The following is a 6,165-nucleotide window of genomic DNA, read 5'->3' on the forward strand; positions in this document are numbered from 1 at the left end:
CAACCTCAACGTCGCGTTCCGCCCGGGGCGTGCCGATGCCTCGCAGGCGCAGACCGATGTCGAGTCGTTCGCCGTGCTGGAGCCCCTGGCTGATGGTTTCCGCAACTTCAGCAAGGACCGATACAGCGTCAAGGCCGAAAAACTGCTGCTGGACAAAGCCCAGTTGCTGACCCTGACCGCCCCGGAACTGGCCGTGCTGATCGGTGGCCTGCGGGTGCTGGGCGCCAACCATGGCGGTAACACGCAAGGCGTGTTCACCGACAAGGTCGGCACCTTGAGCAACGACTTCTTCCGCAACTTGCTGGACATGAGCGTGGAGTGGAAGCCGACCTCGGCAGACAACGAAGCGTTCGAAGGCCGTGACCGCAAGACCGGGCAGGTGAAGTGGACCGGTAGCCGCGTCGACCTGGTGTTTGGCTCGCATGCCCAGCTGCGGGCGGTGAGCGAGGTGTACGGCAGCGGTGATGGCGGTGACAAGTTTGTCCGTGACTTTGTGGCGGCCTGGGAGAAGGTCATGGAGCTGGATCGTTTTGACCTGAAGTAAAGGCGTTATCGGTGGGACGCGCTGCGTCCCATTCGCGGGCTTGCCCGCTCCCACAGGAGGGCTGCGCTGTACCTGTGGGAGCGGGCAAGCCCGCGAATGGGCTGCAACGCAGCCCCTTGAGACACTGGCAATCCCGCCAATTCCAGGTCGGATAGGTACAAAAGCGTCCTCGTCGGTTCTGTTGCAATGCTTCTCAGGCGGCCGGCCTGAACAGCGTGCTCACAACGACAAGGAACCCCGACCATGCAAATGCCCAAGACCCTGAAAATCCACAACGGCGACAAGGTCCAGCCGACTTTCTCGGCCCAGGAATATGCTGCCCGCCACGCCCGGCTGCGGGCCTACATGGCCGAGCAGGACATCGAGGCGGCAATCTTCACCTCATACCACAACGTCAACTACTACAGCGACTTCCTGTACTGCTCGTTCGGCCGCCCCTATGCGCTGGTGATAACCCAGGACAAGGTGGTCTCGATCAGTGCCAACATCGATGGCGGGCAACCCTGGCGGCGCACGGTCGGCGGCGACAACATCGTCTACACCGACTGGCAACGTGACAACTATTTCGTCGCCATCCAGCAGGCGCTGCCGCTGGCCTCGCGCATCGGTGTGGAATACGACCACCTCAACCTTCAGAACCACAGCAAACTCGCCGCCTGCTACCCCAAGGCCGAGCTGCTGGACATCGGTGCGCCGTGCATGCGCATGCGCATGATCAAGTCGGCCGAGGAGCAGGCACTGATCCGCCACGGTGCGCAGGTGGCCGACATCGGCGGTGCCGCGGTGGTCGAGGCACTGCGCGATCAGGTGCCTGAATACGAAGTGGCGCTGCATGCCACCCAGGCGATGGTGCGCGAAATCGCCAGGCGTTTCCCCGATGCCGAACTGATGGACACCTGGACCTGGTTCCAGTCCGGGCTCAATACTGATGGGGCACACAACCCGGTCACCAGCCGCCGGGTCGGCAAGGGCGAGATCCTCAGCCTCAACTGCTTCCCGATGATCGCCGGCTACTACACGGCGCTGGAGCGCACGCTGTTCCTCGACCACTGCCCGGACGAGTACCTGCGCCTGTGGCAAGCCAACGTCGAAGTGCATGAGGCCGGCTTGAAACTGGTACGCCCGGGCATGCGCTGCAGTGACATCGCCCATGAACTGAACGAGATCTTCCTGCGTCATGACCTGCTGCAGTACCGCACCTTCGGTTATGGTCATTCGTTCGGCACGCTTAGCCACTACTATGGCCGCGAGGCGGGGCTGGAGCTGCGTGAAGACATCGACACCGTGCTGGAGCCGGGCATGGTGGTGTCGATCGAGCCGATGATCATGTTGCCCGAAGGGCGACCGGGTGCCGGTGGGTACCGCGAGCATGACATCCTGATCGTCAATGACAGCGGTGCCGAGAACATCACCAAGTTCCCGTATGGGCCGGAGCACAACATCATTCGCAAATAAGCATCGCGCGGCCTGCTTCGCGGCTGACCCGCTCCCATAAGGCCTGTAGAGGGCCCAGTGGGAGCGGCTTCAGCCGCGAAGAGGCCGGCCCAGACAACAAAAAAATAACTGTATGACCACCAGACCCTGCCTCCAATTAAAAGAATCAGAGGGTACCCGTCATGTCCAGCACCATCCTGAACGCTCCCACCCTCGACGGCGCCGCGCCCAGCGCTGAACGCCAGGCCTTGCGCAAGGCCGCCCGGGCCAGTTTCATGGGCAATTTCGTCGAGTGGTTCGACTACGCCGCCTACGGCTACCTGGCCACCATCATCGCCGCCACCTTCTTCCCGCAAACCGACAAAGCCACCGGCCTGCTGGCGACCTTCGCGGTGTTCGCCCTGTCGTTCCTGGTGCGCCCGCTGGGCGGCGTGATCTGGGGCCATTTCGGTGATCGCCACGGGCGGCGCAACGCCTTGTCGTTGTCGATCCTGATCATGTCGCTGTCTACCTTCTGCATTGGCCTGTTGCCAGGCTATGCACAGATCGGCCTGTGGGCGCCGTGCCTGTTGTTGCTGATCCGCCTGGTGCAGGGCTTTTCGGCGTCGGGCGAGTACGCCGGTGCCGCCGCCTTCCTCGCCGAGTACGCGCCGCCCGGCCGGCGTGGCATGTACACCAGTATCGTACCGGCCAGCACCGCAGCCGGTTTGCTGTTCGGCGCGGCGTTTGTCGCCGTGCTGCATGAGCTGCTCAGCAGTGAAGCCCTGCACGAATGGGGCTGGCGTCTGCCGTTTCTGCTGGCAGCGCCATTCGGCCTGGTGGGGCGCTACATCCGCATGAGCCTGCAGGACACGCCCAAGTTTCTGGAAATGGAGCAGCGCCTGGAGAACAAGGCCTGCATGACCCCCGCGCCGATCCGTGAACTGTTGAGCAAGCACCGGCGCAGCCTGGCCATCGGCCTGGGCGTCACATGCCTGAACGCGGTGGCGTTCTACCTGCTGCTGAGCTACATGCCCACTTACCTGTCTACTGAAATGGGCATGAGCGAGCGGGATTCGTTCATCGCCTCGACGGTGTCGCTGGCCACCTATATCGGGCTGATTTTCCTGATGGGACGGCTGTCCGACCACTTTGGACGCAAGACCATGCTGGTGGTGGCCTCACTGTTGTTCCTGGGCTTGACCGTGCCGCTGTTCCGCCTGCTTGACGGCCAGCCTTTGCTGGTGATCCTGGCGATCCAGATCATCTTCGGGGCGATGCTGGCGATGAACGATGGCACCTTGCCGTGCCTGCTGGCGGAAATCTTCCCGACCCGGGTGCGTTTCAGCGGCTTTGCCCTGAGTTTCAACCTGGCCAACGCGTTGTTCGGCGGGACCGCGCCGTTCATTGCCACCTGGCTGATCCAGGTGACCGGCAGCAAGCTGGCACCGGCGGGGTATTTGCTGGCGGCGGCACTGGTGGCGCTGGTAGCCATGCTGATGTGCCGGGAGACAGCCCACATGGCCCTGGAAGACTGATTGGCCAGTGCCGGCCCTTTAGCGGGTGAATCCGCGAAAGGGCCGGCAAAACGTAAACACAACCTGAATCAATGCAACGAAGCCTGACGCCGCTCCCCCAGCGGCGACAACCCGAAGAACCGGCTATAGCTCTTGGAAAAATGCGCCGGTGAACTGAACCCGCAGGCCAGCGCCACCTCACGCACCTGTACGTCGCTGCGCAGCAGCAATTCGCGCGCCCGCGACAACCGTAGCTGCAGGTAATACTGGCTGGGCGTGCGCTGCAGGTATTTGTGGAACAGCCGCTCCAACTGGCGCACGGTCACCTGGTTGAGGTCGGCCAGCTCTTCCAGCCCCAGCGGCTCTTCGAGGTTGGCCTCCATGATCGCCACCACCTGGCTCAGCTTGGGCTGGGCACTGCCCAGCAGGGTGCGCAGCGGCACCCGCTGGCGCTCACGTTCGCCGCGCACCCGGTCGCACAGCAGCAGCTCGGCGGCCTTGGCCGCGATGTCCTGGCCGCCGGGCTCGCGGGCCACCAGTTGCAGCATCATGTCCATCGCGGCCACGCCGCCCGAGCAGGTATAACGGTCGCGGTCCAGCTCGAACAACTGGCTGGATATGACAATGCCGGGGAATTGTGCCTGCAATGTCGGCAGGTCTTCCCAGTGGATAGTGCAGCGATAGCCCTTGAGCAGCTCCGCCCTGGCCAGCAGGTAGCTGCCGGTGCAGATACCGCCCAGCGGCAGGCGTTGGCGGGCCAGCTGGCGCAGCCAGTCGATCAGCGGGCGATTGCCACGGCCGCGGTCGATCGGGTTGGCGCCGACCACCAGCAGCGCATCCAGCGCGGGGGCGTTGGCGATGCTGAAGTCGGGCAGCACGCGCATGCCGTTGCTGGCCATCACCGGTGCGTCGTCCGCGGCGATGAGCACGGTGCGAAACAGCGGCCGGCGCGCTGCCAGGTTGGCCATGCGCAGGGTCTCGACGGCAGAGGCCAGGCCGATGGTGGTGAAATTGGGCAGGATCAGAAAGCCGAAGGTCTTTACTGTAGACGTCGACAGGTTTGCAGATGCGGGGTGGACCATTGCGCGGTTCCTGTGCAAGCTGAGGCATAGTTCGTCAGGGGCAGTGAGAAAATACAGCCTCGCGTGGTTCTTGTTGTTATAGGTCGTTGCCGGGTTGATCTTACACCCCCGGCACTGCGGCCAGGAATGGCCCCGCCGGTTGGCGGGGCCGACAGTGATTGCACACATAAGGTGATCGTGAGTGAACCCCGAAACCATGCTGGCGGAATTGCCAGGCTACGCCGTGGCGCCCGAGTCGATCCAGGTATTGCCGGACGCCAAAGCCTACTGCGCCTGCCTGCTGGAGCGCATCCGCACCGCGAGCCGGCGTATCGTCATCGTCGCGCTGTACCTGCAGGAAGACGAGGCCGGCCAGGAAGTGCTGGATGCCCTGTACCAGGCCAAGGCGGCGCGGCCAGGCCTGGAAATCACCATCGTGGTCGACTGGTTCCGTGCCAGGCGCGGCCTGCTGGGCGGCGGGCGCCAGCCGGGCAATGCCGCGTGGTACCAGGCCCAGCGCCAGCACCACGGGCTGGACATCGTCATCCATGGGGTGCCGGTGCAGACCCGCGAGCTGTTCGGGGTCTTGCACCTGAAGGGCAGCATCATCGACGACTGCGTGATCTACACCGGTGCCAGCCTGAACAACGTATACCTGCACCGCTTCGATCGCTATCGGCTGGACCGCTACCACCTGTTCCAGTCGCCAGCGCTGGCCGATGCCATGGTCGATCTGGTGCGGCGTCTGCTGCACCACACCGCCACACCGCGCCTCGATCTGCCGCAGCCGCCATCCACCCGCAGCCTGCGGGGGGACATTCGGCGTTTGCGCGCGCGGCTGCGGCGCATGGTCTACCAGGCACCTGCCAGCGGAGCGGGGCAGGGCCTGCGGGTGATCCCGCTGCTCGGTGTGGGCCGTGGCAACCCGCTGAACCGCACTGTGTGCGCGTTGCTGGCGGCCGCGCGCGAGCAGGTCATCATCAGCACGCCGTATTTCAACCCGCCGCGGGTGCTGATGCGCGAGCTCGATCAAGCCTTGGCGCGGGGGGTACAGGTGGAGCTGATCGTCGGTGACCGCACGGCCAACGATTTCTATATCGCCCCTGGCGAGCCGTTCAGTGCCAGCGGTGCGTTGCCTTATTTGTACGAGGACAACCTGCGCGCCTTCGCCCGGCGCCGCCACGGCGCGATCGCCAGCGGCCAGTTGCAGGTGCGGATCTGGAACGATCCGGGGCATACCTTCCATGCCAAGGGCGTGTGGATAGACCAGCGTTATTCGCTGCTGACCGGCAACAACCTGAACCCGCGCGGGTTCAACCTGGACCTGGAGAACGGCCTGCTGATCGATGACCCGCAGGGGCAGTGGCTGGCGCCGCGGGAAGCGGAGCTGACCGAATTGCGCCGGCATGCGCCGAAGATCGGCTCGGCCGAAGCGCTCGGGGCCAAGACCGAGCACCCGAAGGACGTGCGCAAGTTGCTGCGAAGGTTGCGGTATAGCCGGTTGGAGCCGTTGATCAAGCGGGTGCTTTGAGGGTTTTTGGCTTTGCTGGCTTTGACGGGATCGCATCGGGCTGACAGGTGCTTGCCGCAAGATATGCAGCGCCGGTGAGATCGAGCGCCGCGCGGGCGG

At 64.3% G+C, this 6,165-nt stretch carries 5 protein-coding genes; 4 read left to right on the forward strand and 1 reads right to left on the reverse strand.

Annotated elements, in window-relative coordinates:
• From HP547_RS26445 to HP547_RS26455, 3 genes are all read left to right on the forward strand, one after another.
• On the forward strand, positions 1–544 hold a 544-nt coding region (locus HP547_RS26445; RefSeq protein WP_306140593.1), incomplete at its 5' end, for a peroxidase family protein.
• Positions 545–787: 243 nt separating this feature from the next.
• A complete protein-coding gene (locus tag HP547_RS26450) occupies positions 788–1,999 on the forward strand; it encodes a M24 family metallopeptidase (RefSeq protein ID WP_172229565.1) in 1,212 nt (403 codons plus the stop codon).
• Between the two features lie 161 nt (positions 2,000–2,160).
• Positions 2,161–3,495, forward strand: coding sequence for an MFS transporter (locus HP547_RS26455; protein ID WP_172288370.1), 1,335 nt, complete (start codon positions 2,161–2,163; stop codon positions 3,493–3,495).
• Positions 3,496–3,563: 68 nt separating this feature from the next.
• Here the strand turns inward: HP547_RS26455 and HP547_RS26460 are convergent, their stop codons facing one another.
• The gene (locus HP547_RS26460; protein WP_172229571.1) at positions 3,564–4,556 is read right to left on the reverse strand and encodes a GlxA family transcriptional regulator; all 993 of its coding nucleotides are present in this window, start codon (positions 4,554–4,556) and stop codon (positions 3,564–3,566) included.
• A gap of 181 nt (positions 4,557–4,737) precedes the next feature.
• Between HP547_RS26460 and pssA the strand changes: the two genes are divergently transcribed.
• Positions 4,738–6,066 carry a CDP-diacylglycerol--serine O-phosphatidyltransferase gene (pssA, locus tag HP547_RS26465; protein WP_172229574.1) on the forward strand — a complete coding sequence of 443 codons (1,329 nt, stop codon included), beginning with the start codon at positions 4,738–4,740 and terminating at the stop codon, positions 6,064–6,066.
• Positions 6,067–6,165: the final 99 nt, after the last annotated feature.

This window comes from Pseudomonas sp. CM27 (assembly GCF_013179515.1).
In the GTDB taxonomy this organism is placed as follows: domain Bacteria; phylum Pseudomonadota; class Gammaproteobacteria; order Pseudomonadales; family Pseudomonadaceae; genus Aquipseudomonas.